Annotated in this window: 23 protein-coding genes; 11 read left to right on the top strand and 12 right to left on the bottom strand. The window is 63.3% G+C overall.

All coding sequences use genetic code 11. From position 1 onward, the window contains the following. Positions 1–66 precede the first annotated feature (66 nt). Both NKH95_RS12745 and NKH95_RS12740 read right to left on the bottom strand, forming a co-directional pair. Positions 67–453: a DUF2794 domain-containing protein gene (locus tag NKH95_RS12745; protein WP_023811306.1), complete on the bottom strand. Its 387-nt coding sequence runs from the start codon at positions 451–453 to the stop codon at positions 67–69. Between the two features lie 605 nt (positions 454–1,058). Next, on the bottom strand, positions 1,059–1,859 hold the full coding sequence (locus NKH95_RS12740; RefSeq protein WP_352891681.1) for a DUF1223 domain-containing protein: 801 nt from the start codon (positions 1,857–1,859) through the stop codon (positions 1,059–1,061). 172 nt (positions 1,860–2,031) lie between these two features. Here NKH95_RS12740 and NKH95_RS12735 point away from each other — a divergent pair, with 172 nt between their 5' ends. Beyond that, a complete protein-coding gene (locus NKH95_RS12735; protein WP_352891680.1) occupies positions 2,032–2,703 on the top strand; it encodes a ceramidase domain-containing protein in 672 nt (223 codons plus the stop codon). A 119-nt stretch (positions 2,704–2,822) separates the two neighbouring features. Here NKH95_RS12735 and acnA read toward each other — a convergent pair whose 3' ends face one another. Then, positions 2,823–5,513: an aconitate hydratase AcnA gene (gene acnA / locus NKH95_RS12730; RefSeq protein WP_352891679.1), complete on the bottom strand. Its 2,691-nt coding sequence runs from the start codon at positions 5,511–5,513 to the stop codon at positions 2,823–2,825. Positions 5,514–5,793: 280 nt separating this feature from the next. Here acnA and ccmA point away from each other — a divergent pair, with 280 nt between their 5' ends. The 4 genes from ccmA to NKH95_RS12710 all read left to right on the top strand — a co-directional run bounded on the left by ccmA (position 5,794) and on the right by NKH95_RS12710 (position 7,966). Beyond that, a complete protein-coding gene (ccmA, locus tag NKH95_RS12725) occupies positions 5,794–6,417 on the top strand; it encodes a heme ABC exporter ATP-binding protein CcmA (protein WP_023811302.1) in 624 nt (207 codons plus the stop codon). Between the two features lie 25 nt (positions 6,418–6,442). Continuing rightward, positions 6,443–7,108, top strand: coding sequence for a heme exporter protein CcmB (gene ccmB / locus NKH95_RS12720; RefSeq protein WP_023811301.1), 666 nt, complete (start codon positions 6,443–6,445; stop codon positions 7,106–7,108). Positions 7,109–7,220: 112 nt separating this feature from the next. Next, positions 7,221–7,388 carry a heme exporter protein CcmD gene (gene ccmD / locus NKH95_RS12715; protein ID WP_013528831.1) on the top strand — a complete coding sequence of 56 codons (168 nt, stop codon included), beginning with the start codon at positions 7,221–7,223 and terminating at the stop codon, positions 7,386–7,388. Further along, positions 7,385–7,966, top strand: coding sequence for a DsbE family thiol:disulfide interchange protein (locus tag NKH95_RS12710; RefSeq protein WP_023811300.1), 582 nt, complete (start codon positions 7,385–7,387; stop codon positions 7,964–7,966). Before ccmD ends, NKH95_RS12710 begins: the two co-directional genes overlap by 4 nt. 103 nt (positions 7,967–8,069) lie before the next feature. Here the strand turns inward: NKH95_RS12710 and NKH95_RS12705 are convergent, their stop codons facing one another. After that, the gene (locus tag NKH95_RS12705) at positions 8,070–8,237 is read right to left on the bottom strand and encodes a hypothetical protein (protein WP_013528833.1); all 168 of its coding nucleotides are present in this window, start codon (positions 8,235–8,237) and stop codon (positions 8,070–8,072) included. Positions 8,238–8,601: 364 nt separating this feature from the next. Here NKH95_RS12705 and NKH95_RS12700 point away from each other — a divergent pair, with 364 nt between their 5' ends. Further along, positions 8,602–9,522 carry an SMP-30/gluconolactonase/LRE family protein gene (locus NKH95_RS12700; RefSeq protein WP_023811298.1) on the top strand — a complete coding sequence of 307 codons (921 nt, stop codon included), beginning with the start codon at positions 8,602–8,604 and terminating at the stop codon, positions 9,520–9,522. A gap of 73 nt (positions 9,523–9,595) precedes the next feature. Continuing rightward, positions 9,596–9,802: a tautomerase family protein gene (locus NKH95_RS12695; RefSeq protein WP_023811297.1), complete on the top strand. Its 207-nt coding sequence runs from the start codon at positions 9,596–9,598 to the stop codon at positions 9,800–9,802. Positions 9,803–10,078: 276 nt separating this feature from the next. Here NKH95_RS12695 and NKH95_RS12690 read toward each other — a convergent pair whose 3' ends face one another. The 8 genes from NKH95_RS12690 to NKH95_RS12655 form a co-directional block, all read right to left on the bottom strand. Continuing rightward, the gene (locus tag NKH95_RS12690) at positions 10,079–10,609 is read right to left on the bottom strand and encodes an NADPH-dependent FMN reductase (RefSeq protein WP_023811296.1); all 531 of its coding nucleotides are present in this window, start codon (positions 10,607–10,609) and stop codon (positions 10,079–10,081) included. A 39-nt stretch (positions 10,610–10,648) separates the two neighbouring features. Further along, positions 10,649–11,269 carry a pyridoxamine 5'-phosphate oxidase family protein gene (locus NKH95_RS12685; RefSeq protein ID WP_023811295.1) on the bottom strand — a complete coding sequence of 207 codons (621 nt, stop codon included), beginning with the start codon at positions 11,267–11,269 and terminating at the stop codon, positions 10,649–10,651. A gap of 51 nt (positions 11,270–11,320) precedes the next feature. Continuing rightward, entirely contained in the window at positions 11,321–11,995 is a 675-nt protein-coding gene (locus tag NKH95_RS12680) for a septation protein A (protein ID WP_023811294.1), read from the bottom strand. A 61-nt stretch (positions 11,996–12,056) separates the two neighbouring features. Further along, entirely contained in the window at positions 12,057–13,868 is a 1,812-nt protein-coding gene (gene ftsY / locus NKH95_RS12675) for a signal recognition particle-docking protein FtsY (protein WP_023811293.1), read from the bottom strand. A gap of 12 nt (positions 13,869–13,880) precedes the next feature. Further along, complete coding sequence (gene mtaB, locus NKH95_RS12670; protein ID WP_031213274.1) at positions 13,881–15,194, bottom strand: tRNA (N(6)-L-threonylcarbamoyladenosine(37)-C(2))-methylthiotransferase MtaB; 1,314 nt, start codon at positions 15,192–15,194, stop codon at positions 13,881–13,883. Next, positions 15,194–16,078: a diaminopimelate epimerase gene (dapF, locus tag NKH95_RS12665; RefSeq protein WP_023811291.1), complete on the bottom strand. Its 885-nt coding sequence runs from the start codon at positions 16,076–16,078 to the stop codon at positions 15,194–15,196. The genes mtaB and dapF overlap by 1 nt, the downstream gene beginning before the upstream one ends. Before the next feature lie 96 nt (positions 16,079–16,174). Beyond that, complete coding sequence (locus NKH95_RS12660; RefSeq protein ID WP_023811290.1) at positions 16,175–16,336, bottom strand: DUF1328 family protein; 162 nt, start codon at positions 16,334–16,336, stop codon at positions 16,175–16,177. 77 nt (positions 16,337–16,413) lie between these two features. After that, the gene (locus NKH95_RS12655) at positions 16,414–17,433 is read right to left on the bottom strand and encodes an MBL fold metallo-hydrolase (protein ID WP_023811289.1); all 1,020 of its coding nucleotides are present in this window, start codon (positions 17,431–17,433) and stop codon (positions 16,414–16,416) included. A gap of 261 nt (positions 17,434–17,694) precedes the next feature. Here NKH95_RS12655 and NKH95_RS12650 point away from each other — a divergent pair, with 261 nt between their 5' ends. From NKH95_RS12650 to sucC, 4 genes are all read left to right on the top strand, one after another. Continuing rightward, on the top strand, positions 17,695–18,234 hold the full coding sequence (locus NKH95_RS12650) for a protease inhibitor Inh/omp19 family protein (protein WP_023811288.1): 540 nt from the start codon (positions 17,695–17,697) through the stop codon (positions 18,232–18,234). 53 nt (positions 18,235–18,287) lie between these two features. Beyond that, positions 18,288–19,490: a cell division protein ZapE gene (gene zapE, locus NKH95_RS12645; protein ID WP_352793140.1), complete on the top strand. Its 1,203-nt coding sequence runs from the start codon at positions 18,288–18,290 to the stop codon at positions 19,488–19,490. A 747-nt stretch (positions 19,491–20,237) separates the two neighbouring features. Continuing rightward, on the top strand, positions 20,238–21,206 hold the full coding sequence (gene mdh / locus NKH95_RS12640) for a malate dehydrogenase (RefSeq protein ID WP_013528846.1): 969 nt from the start codon (positions 20,238–20,240) through the stop codon (positions 21,204–21,206). Positions 21,207–21,249: 43 nt separating this feature from the next. Then, positions 21,250–22,443: an ADP-forming succinate--CoA ligase subunit beta gene (gene sucC, locus NKH95_RS12635; RefSeq protein WP_128304265.1), complete on the top strand. Its 1,194-nt coding sequence runs from the start codon at positions 21,250–21,252 to the stop codon at positions 22,441–22,443.

The raw sequence follows: 22,443 nt of genomic DNA, 5'->3' as shown, positions 1-22,443 counted from the left end.
GAAGGCGGTTACATCAGGCGTCGAGTGCCCAATTCTTCAATTCTTCAGTTTCTTCAATTCCGTAGCTCAAGCCTCTACAACCTTGAGCTTGCTGTCGAACACACCAAGCACGCGGCCAAGTTCCTGACCGCGTTTCAGGATGCGGCCGCCGGCGGCGATGACGGCAAAAGCGCCCTGCTTGCGGGCCAGTTTCGGATCCTTGACGATCTGGAACAGCGGCACTTCACTGGTGCGGCGGAATACGGAAAACACGGCGCGGTCCGCAAGATGATCGATGGCGTAGTCGCGCCATTCATTGGCAGCGACCATGCGTCCGTAGAGCCTGAGGATCTGGTCCAACTCGCGGCGGTCAAACCGTACCGGCTGATCGAGACGTTCGCGTCGTGCCTCGTGCAGCGGGATCAATATCGCGGATGCGTCCCCATCCCCCGTCCCGCCGCTGTCATCCGTCATGCCTCGATCCTTCAAAATGAATCTTTGCCAACCAAAGTTGGCGTGTTCGCGACTGAATTGCAAGGCCTAGCGAACCGAGCCCCGCGCCGCGCCGTTTTCGTCACGTCCAGTCACTTTTATGAAACGCCGTGTTGGAATTGGTGATGTTCCGCCACATTTCTGCCTTTTTTTATCCGCGCTCATGCCCCAATGTCCGACGAATTTACCGGTGTTGCCTGAGACGGTTCGGTCCGGCACCGGCTCGTAAACCCCAAGCCCCCCGCCCACGGGTCTGCGTCGGATCGAACCAACCTCGGCTCTTCCTCGGAAGAACCGGGTGCGACGATCCCAAAACCTAAATGACCGACGTCAGAAGCAAGCTGACGTCGGTTTTTTATTGGGTGGTGAGTCGAGTGCGGTTTCACCGAGCGTCGCGTCCCCCTCACCCGGATTGCCAACCGAATTGCGAAGGGGCAATTCGGGACAATCCGACTTCTCCCCGAGGGGAGAGGAGATCGCGGCGGCGCTTTACCTCTTCTCCCCTCGGGGAGAAGGTGGCCGCGAAGCGGCCGGATGAGGGGCCTCCCATCCACAGTCCTAGCGAAGATGGGGGGCGCCGGCGTCCGTTACGGCTTGTGGATGAACGCGGCGCCGAGAATAGGACCGGGCATGCCGTCCTTGCCGACCGACTGCAGCAGCACGGCGCAGCCGCCCTTTTTGGCAATCTCGCTCATCGGCAGCTCGTAGCGCTGTGCCTTGCCATGCCACATGCCAGCGGTCTGAATCCCGGTGACGGCGTTCCAGTAGGTCATCTTGCGGCCGGTATTCTCGCCCTCGCCGACCTTGACCGTCTGCGGCGGGTCGAAATAGACGATGACGACATGGGCGTCGCTGGGGCCGTTGCCGGCATCACCGGCGTCGATCGTCACACGGTCGCTGGTGCGGCTGACCTTGACGGCGACGCGCATGCCTTCGCCGCTCTTGGCCATGCGGGCGAGCGCGCCATCAACCTCGCCGCGGCTGGCGCCGTTGACGTGGACACGGCCATTGATGACGGCCTGCGGCGTATAGACGGAGCGGCTGCCGAAGGCGCGCATGTAGTCGTATTGCCGCTCGGTGTTCTCCTTGCGGCCCAGCGTGTCCTGCCAGCCGAGATAGTCCCAATAGTCGACGTGATAGGCGAGCGCCACGATATCTTCCTTGGCGGCAAGTTCGGAGAACAGCGTATCGGCCGGCGGGCAGGAACTGCAGCCCTGGCTGGTGAACAGCTCGACCACGCCCAATGGCTTGTCGATCTGGGGCCTGTCGATCTGGACCCGGTCGGCATGGGCGCGATCGGATTCGCCGGCATGCCCGGCGCCGGCAGACGCCGAGAAGGCCAGCGCAAGAGCTGCCAGCCACAATGATTTTCGCGAGGCCATGGCCATTCCGATTCCCGCCGGTGGTGCCGGCTTTATCTTGATTGCTAAAATATGTGGCAGAACCGGAAGTCAACGGGAAGTCACGTTGCGGTGAAATTTTGCCATTGCAGCTGACCGCAACCCCGCAATAGGAAGGATCTGCGCTTCAGGATAGAAACCGATTCGGGCGGCAATCACGATGTGGCAAACGTTTTTGGCGCCGGTCGACCTCTATTGCGAGCGGACCGGCCCGGAATTCTGGTCCGAACCCGTCAACGCCCTGACCAATCTCGCCTTCATCGCCGCCGGCCTGTGGGGCGTGCGCGAGGTGCGAAGGCTGGGCACCGGCGCCTTCGCCGAGGTGCTGGCCTGGTGGGTGGTGGCGATCGGCATCGGCTCGACGATCTTTCACACCTTTGCGACCAAGGGCACGGTCTGGGCCGACGTGCTGCCGATCGCCGGCTTCACGCTGGCCTACACGCTGTTCAATCTGCGTCGCTTCCTCGGCATGCGATGGGGCAAGGCCATCGCCATCTTCATCGCTTTCTACGTGATTGCCGGGGCGATAACCCTTGCCGTGCCGGACTGGCTGCGCCAGGCGTCGAACGGTACGACGGGCTATCTGCCGCCGTTCCTGGCGCTCGCCTTCTTCGGTGTCTGGGTGACGGTGAGCGGCAATCGCGCCGGCTGGTATAATCTGGCGGGCTCGGCGATCTTCGTCGTATCCGTCATCTGCCGGATGATCGACCCGGTGGTCTGCGGCAGCTTTCCGCTCGGAACGCACTTCCTCTGGCACATCCTCAACGGCGTGATGCTCAGCGTGCTTTTGGCGGCAGCGGCGCGGTTTGGGAAGCCGAAGGTAGGGGAATAGGGGAGTAGGGGAATAGGGGAATAGGGGAATAGGGGAATAGGGGAATAGGGGAATAGGGGAATAGGGGAATAGGGATTCCCTTCCCTACTCCCTTACTGCCCTACTCCCTTACTCCCGTACTAAGCAGCAAGATCGCGCAGCACGTATTGCAGGATGCCGCCGTTCTTGAAGTAATCGAGCTCATCCAGCGTATCGATGCGGCAGATGATCGGCACATTCTTCACGGTGCCGTCGCCATAGGTGACCGTGGCGATCATCGTCTGGCGCGGTTTGATGGTGCTCAAGCCGTCGATCTCGACCAGCTCGTCTCCCTTGAGGTTGAGCGATGCCCATGAGGTGCCTTCCTCGAAGACGAAGGGGATAACGCCCATGCCGACCAGGTTCGAGCGATGGATGCGCTCGAAGGACTGGGCGATGACCGCGCGGACACCAAGGAGATTGGTTCCCTTGGCCGCCCAGTCGCGCGACGAGCCGTTGCCGTATTCGACGCCGGCGAAGACAACCAGCGGCACGCCTTCCCTTTTGTATTCCATCGCCGCGTCGTAGATCGATTCCTCTTCCTTCGACGGGTAGTGGATGGTGTAGCCACCCTCGCGGCCGTTCTCGCCCAGCATGTGGTTGCGGATGCGGATGTTGGCGAAGGTGCCGCGCATCATCACCTCGTGATTGCCGCGCCGCGTGCCGTACTGGTTGAAGTCGGCGACGCCGACGCCGTGGTCGGTGAGGTATTTGCCGGCCGGCGAGGCCGCCTTGATCGATCCGGCCGGCGAAATGTGGTCGGTGGTGATCTTGTCGCCGAACAGGCCGAGCACGCGGGCGCCCTTGATGTCGCCGATCTTGCCGAAACCTGATGTCATGCCAGCGAAATAGGGCGGGTTCTGCACATAGGTCGAGTTGTCGTCCCAGGCATAGGTCTGGCCTTCCGGCGCCTTGACGTTCTGCCAGTACTCGTCGCCCTTGAAGACGTCGGCATATTTGCGGGCGAACAGCTCGCGGGTGACGTTCTTCTCGATGAACTCCTGGATCTCGGCCGAGCTCGGCCAGATATCCTTGAGGTAGACCGGCTCGCCGTTCTTGTCCTCGCCGAGCGGCTCGGTGGTCAGGTCCTTTGTGACGGTGCCGGCCAGCGCGTGCGCGACGACCAGCGGCGGCGAGGCCAGATAGTTCGCCTGCACGTCGGGCGAGACGCGGCCTTCGAAGTTGCGGTTGCCGGACAAGACCGCGGCAGCGATCAGGCCCTTGTCGTTGATGGTCTTCGAGATCGGCGCCGGCAGCGGGCCGGAATTGCCGATGCAGGTGGTGCAGCCGAAGCCGACCAGGTTGAAGCCGATCTGATCGAGTTCCTTCTGCAGGCCGGATTTCTCCAGATACTCGGCGACCACCTGGCTGCCCGGCGCCAGCGAGGTCTTCACCCATGGCTTCTGCTTCAAACCGAGGCGGTTGGCGTTGCGGGCCAGGAGGCCGGCGCCGATCAGCACACTCGGGTTCGAGGTGTTGGTGCACGAAGTGATGGCGGCGATGACGACGTCGCCATGACCGAGATCATGGTCGGTGCCTTCGACTGCGTAGCGTTTGGAGATTTCGGCGGCCTTCTTGTATTCGGTCTCCATCGCCTTGGCGAAACCTTCCGGAATGCCTTCCAGGGCGACGCGGCCCTCGGGCCGCTTGGGTCCGGCCATCGACGGCACGACGGAGCCAAGTTCCAGCTCGAGCAGATCGGTGAACACCGGATCGGTCGAGCCGGTCTCACGCCACATTCCTTGAGCCTTGGCATAGGCCTCGACCAGCGCGATGCGGTCCTCGCTGCGGCCGGACATTGTGAGGTAGCGGATGGTTTCCGAGTCGACCGGGAAGAAGCCGCAGGTGGCGCCATATTCGGGCGCCATGTTGCCGATGGTGGCGCGGTCGGCCAGCGTCATGTTGGAGAGGCCCGGCCCGAAGAACTCGACGAACTTGCCGACGACGCCCTTCTTACGCAGCATCTGGGTGACGGTGAGCACGAGGTCGGTGGCGGTGACGCCTTCTTTGAGCTTGCCGGTGAGGCGGAAGCCGATCACCTCAGGCAAAAGCATGGAGACGGGCTGGCCGAGCATGGCCGCCTCGGCCTCGATGCCGCCGACGCCCCAGCCGAGCACGCCAAGGCCGTTGATCATGGTGGTGTGCGAATCGGTGCCGACGCAGGTGTCGGGATAGGCTGTCGTTTCGCCGTCCTCGGTGTTGGTCCACACCACCTGGCCGAGATATTCGAGGTTGACCTGATGGCAGATACCGGTGCCGGGCGGCACGACGCGGAAGTTGCGGAACGCCTGTTGGCCCCATTTGAGGAATTTGTAGCGCTCCTCGTTGCGCTCATATTCCAGCTCGACATTGCGGGCGAAGGCCATCGGCGTGCCGAATTCGTCGACGATGACGGAATGGTCGATGACGAGGTCGACCGGCACCAGCGGGTTGATCTTCTGCGGATCGCCGCCGAGCGAAGCCATGGCGTCGCGCATCGCGGCAAGGTCGACCACGGCCGGAACGCCGGTGAAATCCTGCATCAGCACGCGGGCCGGGCGATAGGCGATCTCGACACCGGCGGTGCCCTTGTCGGTCAGCCAGCCGGCCACCGCCTGGATCGATTCCTTGGTGACGGAGCGGCCGTCCTCGTTGCGCAGCAGGTTTTCCAGCAGCACCTTCATCGAATAGGGCAGCTGCGAGATGCCGGTGAGGCCGTTCTTCTCGGCCTCAATGAGATTGAAATAGGCATACTCCGCGCCGCCTGCGGTCAGCGTGCGGCGGCAATTGAAACTGTCGAGGGATTTTGACACGTGCGATCCTTGTCTGTTCAGCCTGAAAGGGAACGGACGCCGATGGCATGCAATCACGCGCAAAGGTGCGGGTACGGCCATTTCCGCTGTCCGTTCCCAAGCAACCCGAGCCGTTCAAGGCGGCGCGTGCGCTGGTTCGGCGCTAATTCTGTTCCCGTGCCGACCGCTGGCACGGATGCACCGCATATAGAGAATTTTCTGGAATAGTTCTAGACAGTTGGAAAGCAATTTTGTGCGATGCGGCAGCGGCCGCGACACATGGTTTCAGGGCAGGCGAGGAATGCGGCTGATCGCCGAAAATCTGTGCGGCGAGCGAGGCGGCGACGCGGTGTTTTCCGGCATCGGCTTTGCCCTGGAGGAGGGTCAGGCGCTCATCGTTACCGGGCCGAACGGATCGGGCAAGTCGACCTTGCTGCGGGTCATCGCCGCGCTGCTGCCGGTGCCGCAAGGCAGCGTGAGGATCGAGGGTGCCATGAAGATTGAAGACGGGGGCGAAGCGTTCCCGTCTGTTGCCTCGGCCTGTCACTACCTTGGCCACCAGAACGCAATGAAGCCGGCGCTCAGCGTGGCGGAGAATTTGCGCTTCTGGCGCGACTTCAACGGCGACGGACAGCTCGGCGTCGAAGAGGCGCTGGAAACGGTCGGGCTCGGTGGCATCGGCCACCTGCCGTTCGGCTATCTATCGACCGGGCAACGGCGCCGGGCGGCGATCGCGAAACTGCTGGTCAGCCACCGGCCATTGTGGCTGCTGGACGAGCCGACGGCGGGGCTGGACAAGGCTTCGGAGGCGCGGTTCGCGGGGTTGATGGCGAAGCATTGCACGGATGGCGGGATGATTGTCGCGGCGACGCACCTGCCGCTGGGGATCGAGGGGATGGAGTTGAGGATGGGGGAAACGGGTTGATGATGGCGCCCGAGCATCTCATACCATGCTAGCCCTCTTCCTGCGCGACATCCGCCTCAACATCCGTGCGGGCGGCGGGGCGCTGACCGGGGTCATCTTCTTCCTCGCCGTCATCGCCACCATCCCGTTCGGAGTCGGGCCGGACCTGAAGCTGCTGGCCCGCATCGGGCCGGCGATCCTGTGGATTGGCGCGCTGCTGTCCTGCCTGCTCGGTCTCGATCGGCTGTTCCAGGCCGACCGCGAGGACGGCTCGCTCGATCTGCTGGTGCTCGGCAATGATCGCCACATGCTGGCCTTGACGGTGCTGGTGAAATGCCTGGCGCATTGGGCGGGCAGCGTGCTGCCGCTGGTGGTCGCCGCGCCCGTGCTCGGGCTGTTCATGAACATGGAGCCGCTCGGCATCGGCGCCACGGCGCTGACGCTGCTGGTCGGCACGCCTGCTATCACCTTCATCGGCGCCGCCGGTGCGGCGGTGGCGGTGGCGCTGCCGCGTGGCGGGCTGCTGATCTCGGTGCTGGTGCTGCCGCTGACCATTCCGGTGCTGATCTTCGGCGTTTCGGCAAGCTATGGAGCGACCGCCAATCCCGATCCGTTTCTGCAGCCCTTCCTCATTCTTGCCGCGCTGACCCTGTTTCTTGGCGTGCTGGGTCCGGTCTCGGCGGCGCTGGCGCTGCGCCATGGCACGGATTGACGCGGCGTATGACTGCGGATTGCGAAGCCGACGGAGCGAGGCTAAGGGAAAGCATGTCTAGACTGGGCGACATGATTGGCTTGGAAGGCCGCACTTCAGCGGGGCCTGCCGCATGAGCGCGCATGCACTCTATGTGACCGCTGCCTATGGCATCACTGCCGTGGTGCTGGCCGGATTGATCGGCTGGATCCTGCTCGACCAGCGGGCGCGCAAGCGTGAGCTTGCCGAACTGGAGGCGTCCGGCGTGAGGCGTCGCTCCGACAAGGTCGCAAAGCCATGAGCATCGAAACAGAAACGCCGCCCCCGCGCACTCGTCGCCTGTTCGTGCTGTTGCCGCTGCTGATCTTCCTCGGCCTGGCCGGACTGTTCCTGTCGCAGCTGCTGTCGGGGCGCGATGTTTCGGAAGTGCCGTCGGCCCTGATCGGCCTGCCTGCGCCGCAAACCAGCCTGCCGGCGCTGGAGGGCTCAAACCTGCCGGGGCTCGATTCGAAAACCTTCGCCGGCAAGGTCACATTGGTCAACGTCTTCGCGTCGTGGTGCGCGCCATGCCGCGAAGAGCACCCGGTGCTTCTGGCGCTGTCGCAGGACAAGCGTTTCAGCATGGCGGCGCTGAACTACAAGGACCGGCCGGAAAACGCACGCCGGTTCCTCGGCGATCTCGGCAATCCGTTCCAGGCGATAGGGGTCGACGAAGCGGGCCGCGCGGCGATCGACTGGGGCGTCTATGGCGTGCCGGAAACCTTCGTCATCGGCAAGGACGGCAAGATCGCCTACAAGCATGTCGGCCCGCTGACGCCCGAGACGGCGAGGGATCTCTTGCTGCCACAGATCGACAAGGCGCTGGCGGCGTCGAACTGACGTCGCGACGCACCTATACGCGTAGCTGCATCATCCTTGGGTCTTCGCAACGCCACGCGTCGCTACGCCCAAGGATGGCGAACGTGATGAGGCGATCGAATACTCAGCCGTAGATCTGCTTGTGGATCTGGTAGAGCATTTCCGAGCGGTCGGCGCGCATGTCGGCCAGATCGCGGCTGGAAAAGCTGTCGATTTCGGCGACAAGGCGGTTGTAGTGCTTGCGCTTGGCAATGCTGTTGCGAGCGCGGGTCATGAGACTGTCGAGGATCATAGCAAGGTTCCTTTTTGGCGCCGCGTTTCGGCGGCGGTTTCTTCCTCCCTTGATCGATACGAAGCATGACATAGTAATGGTGCATTGCAAAAAGAAGATGTTGCAATGCACCATTGCGCTGAACGCATAGCCGGTTAATGCGGCGCTAAAGCGCGTCGCGTTTGAACGGATTCAGGCGACGCGCTTCAGGTCTTTGTTTTTATGCATGTCGTTCTCCCAAAACCGGGGCCACTTTTGGGCGACATGCATTAACGTCATGCGCAGAGCCGGCAAGCGATCTTTTGCATCACACTGTGCGTACCCACATTGCCTTCTGTCCCTCCGGCTGTCTTGATCCGGTGTCATTGATGCCGGGAGGAAAAGCATGGCGGCTGCGGACTATTATGAAATTCTCGATCCGCGCTTCGCGCGCCTGTTCAACGGCAACGCGCAGGTCGAGAAGCTGTTCACCGGATGCCAGTGGGCGGAGGGGCCGGCCTGGTTCGCCGCCGGCCGCTATGTCGTCTGGTCCGACATCCCCAACAACCGCATGCTGCGCTATGACGAGACCGACGGCAATGTCAGCGTCTTCCGGCAGCCGTCCGGCAATTCGAACGGCAACAGCGTCGACCGGCAGGGCCGGCTGATCACCTGCGAGCATTCGGGCCGCCGCGTCAGCCGCACCGAGTTCGACGGCTCGGTCACCACGATTGCGGCCAAATGGAAGGGCAAGCGGCTGAATTCGCCCAACGACGCGGTGGTGAAATCCGACGGTTCTATCTGGTTCACCGATCCGAGCTACGGCATCGATACGGATTATGAGGGCGACAGGGCCGAGAGCGAAATCGGCGCCTGCCATGTCTACCGGGTCGATCCCGGCACCGGCGAGGTCGAAGCCGTCATCACCGACATGGTCCGGCCCAACGGCCTGGCCTTCTCGCTAGACGAGAGCCAGCTTTATGTCGTCGACACCGGCCGCACGCATGGCGCGCAGAATCCGGCGCATATGCGGGTGTTCAATGTCGGCAAGGGCGGCAAGAAGGTTTCGGGCGAGAAAGTCTTCGCCGACTGCACGGCCGGCCTGTTCGACGGCTTCAGGCTCGACGAGGACGGCCGCATCTGGACCAGTGCCGCCGACGGCATCCATTGCTACGATCCGGACGGCACGCTGATCGGCAAGGTCAAGGTACCGGAAGTCACCGCCAACTGCGTGTTCGGCGGCAACAAGCTGAATTGCCTCTACATCGCCGGCACCACGTCGCTCTACATGGTGCGGCTCATGGTCAACGGCGCCAAGACATACTGAGACTGGAGCACTGGCGGCCGTTCGACGGTTTCATCGAAGCGGGTCGCGAGCACGAACATCCCGGGAGGAAAAAATGCCATTCGTCAACATCCGCATCGTCAAGGAAGTGATATCAGCCGATCCGGCGGGCAAGAAGGCGGACATCGCCAAAAAGGTCACGGCGGCCATCATGGACGCCACCGGGCTGAGCAACGACGATGTCTGGGTGGTTTTCGAGGAGGTCAATGCGCGTGATTGGTATGTTGGGAAGACGGATGTGGAGACGCTGCGAAAGGGTTGATTTCGAAGGCATGGCGAAGCCCCTTTCCTTCGTCATCCTAGGGCGAAGCAGTCGCGAAGCGACGTCGCGGAGACCCTAGGATCCATGCCGCGACTTTCGAGCAGGGCACAACGGTGCAATACTGTCTTTGGCGGTCCGTGTAGTATCCAACGTTAGGCTGCCCTTCTTGGACCGATGCATTCTCGGCAAAGGTCGCGGCATGGATCCTAGGGTCTGCGCCGCGTCGCTTCGCTCCTTGCTTCGCCCTAGGATGACGAATGCGTGGTGGGTCGGCACTCAACGGGCGCGGATAAAGTCCGCGAAAGCATTCAGCGCATCGCGCATCGCCAGCCGGTTCGCCGGCTCCGCCAGGATGCTCTCGACCTCCGGCTGCTTCTTCCCCAACAGCACAATCTCCAGCATATCCTCGCACAACGCGAATGACATAGTGCGCATGATCTCGGCCAGTGCGGCGCGAGCGAACAGCGAGCGCGGCGAGGCGTGCACCAGCATGGCGGGCTTGGCGACGGCGGCGTCGCGCGAGACCAGCCAGTCGAGGGCGTTCTTCAGCCCGCCCGGCACGCCATGGGCATATTCCGGACAGGAGACGATCACGCCGTCGGCTCGGGTGACGGCATCGATCAGCTTGGAGGCTTCGAGCGGCGTCCGCTCGCCCTCATCATCGGGATTGAAGATGGGCAGACGGCCAAGCCCGTCATGGACGGTGACGCGGCAGCCGGACGGCGCTTCGCGGGCCAGTGCGGCGATCAGCGCCGAATTGGTGGAAGCCGCGCGCAGGCTGCCGGAAATGGCAAGGATGTTCAGCAAGGTATGGAATCGGTCCAGACGCGAATCGCGTCCGGAAACCTACCACATCGTCTTCTTGTATTCCTCGTCGAGCCAGCGGTCGGTCGCCTCGGCGGAATCGGCAACCGCCAGCTGATCGCGCATGATCTGGCCGAGCGTCGGCAGCGTCGCACGGTCGTACCAGGTTTCCGGCTTCCACAGGTCCGAGCGCATGAAGGCTTTTGCGCAGTGCATGTAGGCGGCCTTGACGCTGACCACGACGACGCTTTGCGGCTCCCTGCCGTCGACGGCGAGGCGTTCGCGCAAATTTGCGTCGACGGTGATGCGGGCATCGCCGTTGACGCGCAGCGTCTCGTTCATGCCGGGAATGAGGAAGAGCAGCCCGACAGAGGGATTGAGGAGAATGTTTTCCAACGTGTCGAGCCGGTTGTTGCCGGGCCGATCGGGAATGGCGATGGTGGTGTCGTCGAGAACGGTGGCAAAGCCCGGCTTGTCGCCCTTCGGCGTCACGTCGGCATTGCCGGCACCGTCGGACGAGCCGATCAGCACGAACGGGCTCTTGCCGATGAAGGAGCGGCAATGGCCGTCAAGTTTTTTCAGCTCCTTGCGGATAGAACCGTCGGTCGGCCGTGGCGTCTTGTAGATCGTCCTCAACTGGTCGCGCGTGGTGATGAATTCCATGTCCCTCTCCCCAGAACGGTTCATTGTTTCACGAACGCAGAACCGCTTTTTCTACTTTCCGGTTCTCTCTTCTTTGCCGGCCTTGTCCTCGAGTGAATGACGCAGGATCAGCGGCATCTGGCTGAAGGTGAACAGAAGCGTGATCGGCATGATGCCCCAGACCTTGAAAGTAACCCAGGCGTCGGTGGAAAAATTGCGCCACACCACCTCATTGACGATGGCCAGGAACAGGAAGAACAGGCCCCAGCGGAAGGTCAGTTTCCGCCAGCCTTCGGCGTCGAGGCTGAAGGCCGAATCGAAGACATAGCCAAGCAGCGACTTGCCGAAGTAGAGCCCGCCGAGCAGCACGCCGCCGAACAGCGTGTTGACGATGGTCGGCTTCATCTTGATGAAGATGTCGTCCTGCAGATAGAGCGTCAGCGCGCCGAAGATGAAGACGACGACGCCCGACACCATCGGCATGATCGGCAAGGTGCGGGTGAGCAGCCACGAGGCGATCAGGGCGATTGCCGTGGCGGCCATGAACAGCCCGGTGGCGACGAAAATCGGCCCGCCGAACTCGGCCAGAACAGGGAATTTCTGCACCAGCCATCCGCCGCGCGCATTGGCGAAGAAGAACACCATCAACGGACCCAGCTCCAGCACTAGCTTGAGCAGCGGATTGACGCCTTCCTTCTTCTGCTTCTGCGGGTCCGACGGATCGCGTTCGAGAATGGGTGGGTTCATGGAATCTCTTTCTTGCGCATGATCTGATCCAAAAAGTCTGCAACTTTTTGGGACATGCTTGTTAAGCTACTCCAGCGATCGCCCTGGCGAATTCGCTTGCCGAGAAAGGTTCGAGGTCGTCGACCTGTTCGCCGACGCCGATGAAATAGACCGGCAATTTGTGCTTTGCCGCGATCGCCACCAGAATACCGCCGCGCGCCGTGCCGTCCAGCTTGGTCATCACCAGGCCGTTGACGCCGGCGATATTGCGGAAGATCTCGACTTGGTTGAGCGCGTTCTGGCCGGTGGTGGCGTCGACCGTCTGCAGCACGGTGTGCGGTGCTTCCGGGTCGAGTTTGCCAAGCACGCGGACGATCTTTTCGAGCTCCGCCATCAGTTCAGTCTTGTTCTGCAGGCGGCCGGCGGTGTCGATGATCAGCACGTCGGAACCGGCCTCCTTGGCCTTCTCGAAGGCGTCATAGGCCAGTCCCGCGGCATCGGCGCCGATCTTTGAGGCGATCACAGGCGATTTCGTCCGCTCGCCCCAGATCTTCAGTTGCTCGATCGCGGCGGCGCGAAAGGTGTCGCCGGCGGCGAGCATCACCGACAGGCCACCATCGGTGAGCTTGGCGGCCAGCTTGCCGATAGTTGTGGTCTTGCCGGTGCCGTTGACACCGACCACCAGGATGACATGCGGCTTGTGTGAAAGGTCGAGCTCCAGCGGCATGGCGACATGGGCCAGCACTTTTTCCACCTCGGCTGCCATGATGGCGCGGACCTCGGTGTCGGAGACGTCCTTGCCGTAGCGGCTGGCGGCCAGCGCGTCGGTAACGCGCAAGGCCGTCTCCATGCCGAGATCGGCACGGATCAGCACATCCTCAAGGTCCTGCAAAGTCTCTTCGTCCAGCTTGCGCTTGGTGAAGACGCCGGCAATGTTGCCGGTGAGCTCCTTGGAGGAGCGGGCAAGCCCGTCCTTCATGCGCTGGAACCATGAGCGCCTCGGTGCCGGCTCCGGCGCCTTCTGTGGCTCGGCCTTCTGCTCGACCTTCTTGGTGACGGTCACCTTGCCGGGTGCGGCTTTTGGCTCCGGCGCGGGTTGTGGAAGAGACTGCGGCTCGGGCGCAATTTCCGCAATGACCGGCTGCGATTCGATCGGCGCCGGCTGGCGAATGGGAGGTGCGATTTCGGCAGGCGGGGCTTCGGGCGTCGGTGCTGAAACTTCTTCCTTCTCCCCGTCTTCAGACGGAGAGAAGGTGCCAGCAGGCGGATGAGGGGCGGCGCTGACCTCTGATAATGGCTGAGCAGGGGCCGGCCCCGGTGTCGGCACCTCGATCGGGGCTGGTGTCTCGGCCGGAACCTCGGCAGGCGTCGGCACTTCGACCGGTTCCGGTTCCGGCTGCTGTTCCGGGCGTGACGGGACGATCTCCGGCTCGGCCGGCGCGGGTGGCGGGACCTCCTGCGGCTGCGGTTCGGGAGCAGGCTCCGGAACGGCGGGAGGTGTTGGTATCTCCTCGGGCGCCGGCGGCTCGGCAGGCGTCTCGGGCGCGGGTTCTTCTTCCGGCTCGGGCTCCGGCAGGGGTTCCGGCTCGGAGGGAATAGTCGGCTCCGGTGCTGGCGGAATGGCCGGTGCCGGCTCGGGCACCGGCTTCTCGACAGGCGCCGATTCCGGCGCGGGGATCACTTCCGGCTCGACCGTCGTCGGCGTCGGCGCAGTTTCCGCCTCGCGCTCCAGCTCGTCACGCTTCAAGAACTCCGGAACGACCTGCTCGGCCGCCGGCTTCAGCGCCTCGAGCGCTTCCCATTTGATCGGCGGCAGCGGGGCGGTCTCGTCGACCCGCTCCTCGACCACCTCTTTCTTGCCGAACGAAAATATCTTCTTGAAAAAACCAGCCATGCTTTGCGTTTCTCAGGCCGCGCGGGCGGCGAGGGGCGCCGCGATCAGCCTGCTACCATCGTGGCCTGATATATCGGCCTCGACGATCTCACCCGGTGCGCCCGTGCCGAGTGCGGCAAGCGTAAAACCCTCGGTGCGGCCAAGGCCGTCGCGCTCGATCAGGATCGACTGACGCGTACCGGTGAGCGACGACAGATGCCTGATATACGCAACTTCACCGGCGGCGCGCAGCCGGGCGGCGCGCTGCTTGACCAATTCACGGCGGAGCTGGGGCATGCGCGCGGCAGGCGTGCCTTCGCGTGGGCTGAACGGGAAGACGTGGAGATGGGTCAGGCCACACTCCTCGACGATTTTTTCCGAGTTCTCGAACATTTCGTCGGTCTCGGTCGGGAAGCCGGCGATGATGTCGGCGCCGAAGACGATACCGGGGCGCAGCTTGCGCACATCCTCGCAGAAGCGGATCGACTGGTCGCGCAGATGCCGGCGCTTCATCCGCTTCAGGATCATGTCGTCGCCCGACTGCAGCGACAGATGCAGATGCGGCATCAGCCGCGGCTCGGTGGCGATGGCGTTGAGCAGATCGTCGTCGGCCTCGATCGAATCGATGGAGGACAGCCGCAGGCGCTTCACGTCCGGCACCTGTTTCAGGATTGTTTTCACCAGCCTGCCGAGCTTCGGCGCGCCCGGCAGATCGGCGCCGAATGATGTCATGTCGACGCCGGTCAGAACGATCTCGGCATAGCCGTTGCCGGCGAGCCGCTTGACCTGCTCGACCACGGCGCCCATCGGCACCGAGCGCGAATTGCCGCGGCCGTAGGGAATGATGCAGAAGGTGCAGCGGTGGTCGCAGCCATTCTGCACCTGGACGAAGGCGCGTGCCCGGCCCTCGATGGCGTCGACCATGTGGCCTGCGGTCTCACGCACCGAAAAGATATCGTTGACGCGTGCCTTTTCGGTGTCGTTGACGCCGAAATCCGGCAGTGCGCGATAGGAGTTGGCCTTCAGCTTCTCTTCATTGCCGAGCACGAGATCGACCTCGTCCATGGCGGCGAATTTTTCAGGCTCGGTCTGCGCGGCGCAGCCGGTGACGATGATGCGCGCCTGCGGGTTGTCGCGGCGCGCCTTGCGGATCGCCTGCTTGGCCTGGCGCACTGCTTCGCCTGTCACGGCGCAGGTGTTGAAGATCATGGCGCCACCTTCCAGCGCGCCCAGACCGGCACTTTCAGCCTCGCGCCGCATCACCTGCGATTCATAGGTGTTGAGCCGACAGCCGAAGGTGACGACATCGATGCCCTGGGACATCGGGCTCTTGGGCAGAGCGGACATCAGGCCGCGCTTTCGGTGTCGCGGGCCCATGTCCCGTTCGACGGGTCGAAGCTGCCGGAAAATTCCCATTCGGCGGCGCCCGTCAGGACCACGTGGTCATCGTCGCGCCATTCGACATGCAGCATGCCGCCGCCGGGGGTCAACAGACTGACGCTGCGGCCGGTCCGGTTGGTGCGGGCAGCGGCCACGACGGCGGCGCAGGCGGCCGAGCCGCAGGCCTTGGTCAGTCCGGCGCCGCGCTCCCAGGTGCGGATGATCATCGTTTCGGGCGAAGTAACCTGAGCGATGGTGATGTTGGCGCGCTCGGGGAACATCGGGTGGTTCTCGAGCAGCGGGCCGAAGCGGTCGAGCTCATAGGACCAGACGTCATTGTCGACCCAGAAGATGGCGTGCGGATTGCCCATCGAGACGACCGAGGGTGAATGCAGCACCGGCGCGTCGATCGGGCCGATCTGCAGCTCGATCATCCGGGTGTCGCGGAACTCCTCGGCCAGCGGGATATCCTGCCAGCCGAAGCGCGGCGTGCCCATGTCGACCGAGATCGAACCGTCGGCATGTTCGCGCGCATTGAGGATGCCTGCCACGGTTTCGAAGGTGAAGATCTTCTGGCCGGTCTCGGCGGCGAGCGCCTGGACGACGCAGCGCATGCCATTGCCGCAGGCCTGGGCGCTGGTTCCATCGGAATTCAAGATGTCGATGAAAAAGGCGGTGCCCGGCGTCCTGGCGTCATGGATCGCCATGATCTGGTCGAAGCTGGTCGCGGCATCGGCATTCAGCGCAATCGCCGCCGCCGCCGTCACCCGATCGGCACGGCCACGCATATCGGCAACGATGATCTCGTTGCCGATACCGTTCATCTTGGCGAAAGGGGCGGTGCTGGCCATTGCTCCGAAAAATTCCGTATCCGTTTGGCGCTATATGGCGGAAACGGGCAGGAATTACCAGTGCGCAGCCGCTTGGTCACGGCGAAAGCGCCGGACTTACGTGACGGCGAAAATGCCCAGCACCATCAGCAGGAAAATGATCAGAACGATGCCGATAAGGATGCGCGCACCGGTGGCGGCGGCACCTGCCAGCGCCGGCATGCCGAGCAGACTCGCCGCCGCGGCGACGATCAGGAGAACGACGATCCATTTGAGCATGGCAATGCCTCGCAAACCGGCAGATTTTTCAACCACATGAAAACGCGGTTGCCGCGCTGGGGTTCCGTCGAAACCGATCAGGGCGCTATGTGCTCCGGCACATCCCATACCTCACCCGGCCGCAAGGCGCGAAAGCGCTCGCGGGGGATGCCTTGATCGTCAAGCGCCTCGGTCAATTTGCGCGCCGGCTCGTCGATCGGCTCGTCGGTGAGCTGGAAAGTGCCCCAGTGGCAGCCGGCGGCATGGGCGGCATTGCACAGCGCCATGCCTTGCACCGCCTCCCAGGGGTTCTGGTGCTGCGGCGCCATGAACCAGCGCGGCTCATAGGCGCCGATCGGCAGGATGGCGAAGCGGAAACCGCCATGTTTCTCAGCCATCAGCCGGTAGTTGATGCCATCGTGGAAGCCGGTGTCGCCGGCGAAATAGAGCTTGCTGTCAGGCGTTTCGACGACGAAGCCGGCCCACAGCGCCATGCGCCGGTCGCGGGCGCCACGCGCCGACCAGTGATGCACCGGCTCGACATGGACGGCGGCGCCATTGCCGATCTCGACCCTGTCGCCCCAGTCATGCGCCGACAGTCGCATGCCGGGCACGGCGGCTTCGATGATGGCGTCGTTGCCGAGCGGAGTGAGCACCAGCGGGTCGTGGCCGGCCTTCAGCCGCTTCAACGTGGCGAGGTCGAGATGGTCATAGTGGTTGTGGCTGACCAGAACGAGGTCGATCGACGGCAGGTCGGCAAAGGCGATGCCTGGCGCATTGATGCGTTTTGGTCCGGCGAAGGAAAGCGGCGACGCGCGCAGCGACCACACCGGATCGGTAAGAATGTTCAGACCGGCCGTCTGGACCAGCAAGGTGGAATGACCAACCATGGTCACTTCCAGCGCAGCGCCCTCGACCCGAGCCGTCGGTTTCGCCTGCGGAAAGGGGCTTGCATCGCTCGCCGGCCATTTCGAGCGCTGGCCATTCAACTGCCATTTCAGCAGGTCGGCGAAACGGCCGGGTGGCTGGCCGTCGGGATTGAAGAACAATGCGCCGTCGAAATGGTCGCTGGGCGGGCCGCTGTAATAGCGATTGGCGGCAGTCTTTCTCGCGGCCAATTTGCGGCTCCAGCAGGGTTTCGTTTCCAGACATAGGCGCTAAGGCGGTTCGCGCAAGCGTCCACCGACGAAGTGTTGACCGGAATTCCCAAGCGACGGGCGACAAGCGGTCAGCCGTCCCCATTGCGATAAAATTGCAACACTTCTGGCTGCAAACTGTATTTTAACCATATCGGGTTGAAATTTCGCCACCTTCTCCATCTTGGTGGGGGTGAGATTGTGCGGACGGCTTCCCCCCAGCCGGATCCGACGGAGGTTGGAATGACTTTTTCGAAAACCGGTCTGGTGGCCGTATCGCTGGCGGCGCTCGTTGCGAGCGGCTGTTCGACCTCACGTTTTTCCTCGATGGATGACCAGCAGCCGGCACCGCTGGAGGCCGCGCCCGCCGGCAAGGTGACGGCGAACCAACTGCCGCCGCCGGCATCGCCCGGCACCACCGACCCTTCGCAATTCCCGACCGCTCCGGCGAACACGCAGGTCGCCGCGCTGCCTTCGGATGGTTCGGCGCCGGCCGGCGCTTCGGACGTGACCGCCGCCAGCGTCGCCGGTGTCTGGAACGCCAGCGTTGCGGGCCAGAGCTGCAAGGTGGCGACACCGCAGACCAAATTCGGCGCCGGCTTCCGCGCCGGTCCGCTGCATTGCCCGGCGCCGATGGACGGCATCAAGTCGTGGAACGTCGCCGGCAAGCAGCTGACGCTCTATGACGAGAGCGGCGGTGCGCTGGCGCGGCTCTATTCCTCGGGCGGCTCGAAATTCGACGGCCAGACTTCCAACGGCCAGCCGATTTCGCTTACGAGATAGTTTTTGTTTTACGCAATTCCGGTTCCCGGAATCGCTCCAGAACGACGTGACCGATGCATCTGCGTGACGGCCTCCAGACCCATGCGACCGTTAGGCAGCGCTACGACCATCTGGTGGAAACCGGTACGATCGACCGCGATCCGGCGCAGGAACGGATCGTTGCGGCGCTCGACCGGCTGACCGATGAGATCTCGGCCAAGCGGCTGGCGCATAAGTCGAGCGCGCTGGGCTGGCTGTTCGCCCGCAAGCGCGAGACGCATGAGGCCGTCAAAGGCCTCTACATCCATGGCGGCGTCGGCCGCGGCAAGACCATGCTGATGGACATGTTCTTCGACTTGCTGCCGGTGCGGCGCAAGCGCCGCGTCCACTTCAACGACTTCATGGCCGACGTGCAGGACCGTATCCAGAAGCACCGGCAGGCGCGCAAGAATGGCGACGTCAGGGAAGACGATCCGATCCCGCCGGTGGCCAAGGCCCTTGCCGAGCAAGCCTGGGTGCTGTGCTTCGACGAGTTCTCGGTTACCGACATTGCCGACGCGATGATCCTGTCCAGGTTGTTTTCGGCGCTGTTTGCCAGCGGCGTGGTGCTGGTCGCCACCTCGAATGTGGCGCCGGAAAACCTCTACCGCGACGGGCTGAACCGCCAGCTTTTCCTGCCCTTCATCGGCATACTGGAGCGGCACACACAGGTGCTGGCGCTCGATGCCGACAAGGACTACCGGCTGGACAAGCTCGCCCGGACACCGGTCTATGTCACGCCGGCCGACGCGGCGGCGGACCAGCTACTCGACGAGGCCTGGCAAGCCATGACGCGGGGCGCGCCGACCGCCGAGACATCGATTGCCCTCAAAGGGCGGCAGGTGATCGTGCCGCGTGCGGCGGGCGATGCGGCGCGGTTCTCCTTCGCCGATCTCTGCGAGAAGCCGCTTGGCGCGCGTGATTTCCTGGCGATCGCCGGGCGCTTCTCAACCATTTTCATCGACCACGTCCCGGTGCTCGGCGAAGGTAAACGCAACGAGGCCAAGCGCTTCATCCTGCTGATCGACACGCTCTACGACCATCGTATGCGGCTGGTGGCGAGCGCCGAAGCGCCGCCGCAAGCACTTTATGCAGCCAAGCGCGGCGTCGAAGTCTTCGAGTTCGAGCGCACCGCATCGCGGCTGATCGAGATGCAAAGCCGCGACTGGCTGGAGGATTGGGCGGAGCGGCAGAAAGGAAAGCCGGCGGTGTCGGAAGCGTCGCAGGCGCAGGCCTAAAGAAAAGCGATTGGCAGCTTAGGCGCCCCGCTCATTCCTGCTTCGTTGAAGATTGGCGAAATCGCGTGGCAATGGATCTCCCCCTCGAGGGGGCGATGGCCGGCAGGCCAGGGGGGTTGGTTCGACCGGGCGCGGCACAGATGGCGCCAGCGCGTCACGCGCGGCGACCCCCTCTGTCGCCTTCGGTGACATCTCCCCCCTTGCGGGCAGGGCTATCGCACATGGATTCTTGCGAAGAAGAACCCCCACCCTAACCCCTCCCCACAAGGGGGAGGGAACGCTGCCGCGTGCCTTTAATTCTTGTTGGCGCCGAAAAGACAGGCGATGCTCCTGGGTCAGCGCCAACGGAAGTCTCCCTCCCCCGTGTGGGGAGGGGTTAGGAGTGGGGGTACGTGCCGGGCAGACATCTCAGGAATTCCATATGCGATAGCCTGCCCTCAAGGGGGAGATTTGGCGACCGCCATCACAAGGGCGTCATCGCCTGCATCCAGCCTTACGATTTCCATCTTCGTCGGCTATTTCTTCCCAAGTCGGCTTACAAACTTTGACGTTTACGTAAATCCCAAATGATCTAACCGATTGAAAATACTGACACCAAAATAATCGTTTGAATTTTTTCCGTGCCGGGGCTATTGGGTGCGGCGAAAATTCGCGGTTCCCCGCAGCATTCCGGCCTCTTCTTCGACGCCGCCATCAAATCACCAGAGATTTGAGACGTCGTCACCGACAAAGGGAAAACATCCTCACATGGCACGCAACAAGATAGCGCTTATCGGCTCTGGCATGATCGGCGGCACGCTCGCTCACATGATCGGCCTCAAGGACCTCGGCGACGTGGTGCTGTTCGATATTGCCGAAGGTATCCCGCAGGGCAAGGGGCTCGATATCGCGCAGTCGTCGCCTGTCGATGGCTTCGACTCCAGGCTCACCGGCATCAACGACTATGCCGGCATCGAAGGGGCCGACGTCTGCATCGTCACCGCCGGCGTGCCGCGCAAGCCCGGCATGAGCCGCGACGACCTTTTGGGCATCAACCTCAAGGTCATGGAACAGGTCGGCGCCGGGCTGAAGAAGTACGCGCCGAAGGCCTTCGTCATCTGCATCACAAACCCGCTCGACGCCATGGTCTGGGCGCTGCAGAAGTTCTCAGGCCTGCCCAACAGCCATGTCGTCGGCATGGCCGGCGTGCTTGACAGCGCGCGCTTCCGCTATTTCCTGGCAGAGGAATTCAAGGTCTCGGTCGAGGACGTCACCGCCTTCGTGCTCGGCGGCCACGGCGATTCCATGGTGCCGATGATCCGCTATTCGACGGTATCGGGCATTCCGCTGCCCGACCTCATCAAGATGGGCTGGACCTCGAAGGAGAAGCTCGACCAGATCGTGCAGCGCACCCGCGACGGCGGCGCCGAGATCGTCGGCCTGCTCAAGACCGGTTCGGCCTATTACGCGCCGGCCGCTTCGGCGATCTCGATGGCCGAAGCCTATCTCAAGGACAAGAAGCGCGTGCTGCCCTGCGCGGCGTATCTCTCCGGCCAGTATGGCGTCAAGAACACCTATGTCGGCGTTCCCGTGGTGATCGGCGCCGGCGGCGTCGAGCGCATCATCGAGATCGAACTCAACAAGAGCGAGCAGAAGATGTTCGACTCCTCTGTGGCGACGGTGCAGGGCCTGACCGAGGCCTGCGTCAAGATCGCGCCGCAACTCGCCTCCAAATGAATCTCCAGCAAGTGAACCCCCAGTCGATCCGGAGACCATCCAGATGAACATCCATGAGTATCAGGGCAAGGCGCTGCTGAAGAGCTTTGGCGCGCCGGTGGCCGAAGGCGTGCCGGTGTTCAAGGCGAGCGAAGCGGAAGCCGCCGCCAAGGCGCTGCCGGGCCCGCTCTATGTGGTGAAGAGCCAGATCCATGCCGGCGGACGCGGCAAGGGCAAATTCAGCGAGCTCGGCCCGGACGCCAAGGGCGGCGTGCGGCTGGCGAAATCGGTGGCCGACGTCATCGCCAACGCCAACGAGATGCTGGGCAACACGCTGGTGACCAAGCAGACCGGTCCGGCCGGCAAGCAGGTCAACCGCCTCTACATCGAAGACGGCGCCGACATCGAGCGCGAGCTCTATCTGTCGATCCTGGTCGACCGTTCGGTCGGCCGCATCGCCTTCGTCGTCTCGACCGAGGGCGGCATGGACATCGAAGCGGTCGCCCATGACACGCCCGAAAAGATCATCACCGTCGCCATCGATCCGGAAAAAGGCGTCACGGCAGCCGACCTGAAGGCGCTCAACGGCGCGCTCAAGCTCGACGGCGATGCGGCCAAGGACGGCGATACGCTGTTCCCGATCCTCTACAAGGCCTTCGTCGAGAAGGACATGAGCCTGCTCGAGGTCAACCCGCTGATCGTCATGAAGAACGGCCGGCTGCGCGTGCTCGACGCGAAAGTGTCGTTCGACAACAACGCGCTGTTCCGCCACCCCGACGTGCTCGAACTGCGCGACACAACCGAAGAGGACGAAAAGGAAATCGAGGCGTCGAAATACGACCTCGCCTATGTCGCGCTCGACGGCAATATCGGCTGCATGGTCAACGGCGCCGGCCTCGCCATGGCGACGATGGACATCATCAAGCTCTATGGCGCCGAGCCGGCCAACTTCCTCGATGTCGGCGGTGGCGCGTCCAAGGAGAAGGTGACGGCGGCGTTCAAGATCATCACCAGGGATCCGGCGGTCAAGGGTATCCTGATCAACATCTTCGGCGGCATCATGAAGTGCGACATCATTGCCGAGGGCGTCATTGCCGCGGTCAAGGAAGTCGGGCTGGAAGTGCCGCTGGTGGTGCGCCTGGAAGGCACCAATGCCGAGCTCGGCAAGAAGATCATCAACGACAGCGGCCTCAACGTGGTGTCGGCCGATGATCTCGACGACGCAGCCAAGAAGATCGTGGCGGCGGTGAAGGGCTGA

The organism is Mesorhizobium sp. M0848, from assembly GCF_040319805.1.
Taxonomy (GTDB): Bacteria; Pseudomonadota; Alphaproteobacteria; order Rhizobiales; family Rhizobiaceae; genus Mesorhizobium.
This window is presented reverse-complemented; position numbering and strand designations above follow the sequence as displayed.